The following is a 979-nucleotide window of genomic DNA, read 5'->3' on the forward strand; positions in this document are numbered from 1 at the left end:
GAAGGTGTTGGCGATGATGAAGATGCCGACGAAGAGCGAGATCCCGGCGAACACGAGCAGCATGGTGGACAGCTCCTTGGTCTGCTCGTCGATCCTCCGCTCCTGCTCGGCGGCCAGCGCGCGACCGGTGTTGACGTCGAAGCGGTTGGGCTCGGGGAAGGACTTCTGCACGGCGGCCAGCAGTGCGGTGTCGTCCGTGCCGGGCTTGGCCTTGACGTCGATCCCGCCGTACTGGCCGGGGCTCAGGTAGAGCTGCTGGGCGGTGGCGGTGTCGAAGGCGGCGAGCGAGCCGCCGGCGTCCACGCGCGGGTCGTTGGCGTGCAGGGTGCCGGTGAGCTTGAGCTCCATGACCGGGCCGTTGACGGCGACGCGGACGGTGTCACCGACCTTGTAGCCGCCCTTCTCGGCGGTCCTGGTGTCCAGCGCGACCTCGCCGGAGGTGCGCGGGCCCCGGCCGTCGGCCAGCGGGAAACGCGCGTCGGTGCCGTCGGCGCCCGGGACGTAGTTGGTGCCGGTGGTGGAGAAGCCGTCGCCGATCAGCGCACCCTTGCGGTCGGCGATGCCGGCGAAGCCGCTGACCACGCCGCGGGCCTCGGCGGCGCCGGGCAGCGCGGCGATCGCCTTGCGGGTGTCCTCGGTGAGCGAGAGGCCGTCGGCGTCCCCGCCGCCGTGGTCGTACCCCTTCTCGACGGCACCCCGGTCGCTGACGGTGACGGCGATGTCGGTGAAGCTCTGGGCGCTCTGGGCGCGCCAGGCGCTGGCGAGGGTGTCGGTGAAGACCATGGTGCCGGCCACGAAGGCGGTGCCGAGGAGGACGGCGAGGGTCGTCATCAGCAGTCGGGCCTTGTGGGCCAGCACGTTGCGCAGTGCGGTGCGGTACATGGGGTGGTGTCAGTCCTGAGGGTCGTGGGGTCGGCGGCCGGTCCGGTGCCGGGGCAGGTGGCTGACCGGCGGGGTCAGCTGGTGCGGCCCTTGGCGT

At 72.1% G+C, this 979-nt stretch carries 1 protein-coding gene; it reads right to left on the reverse strand.

Going from position 1 to position 979, the window contains the following annotated elements; translation table 11 throughout:
- A partial coding sequence (locus VR45_RS30810) for an ABC transporter permease (protein ID WP_045943161.1) occupies positions 1-882 on the reverse strand: 882 nt, incomplete at its 3' end.
- Between the last annotated feature and the right edge of the window lie 97 nt (positions 883-979).

The organism is Streptomyces sp. NRRL S-495 (genome assembly GCF_000966955.1).
Taxonomy (GTDB): Bacteria; Actinomycetota; Actinomycetes; order Streptomycetales; family Streptomycetaceae; genus Kitasatospora; species Kitasatospora purpeofusca.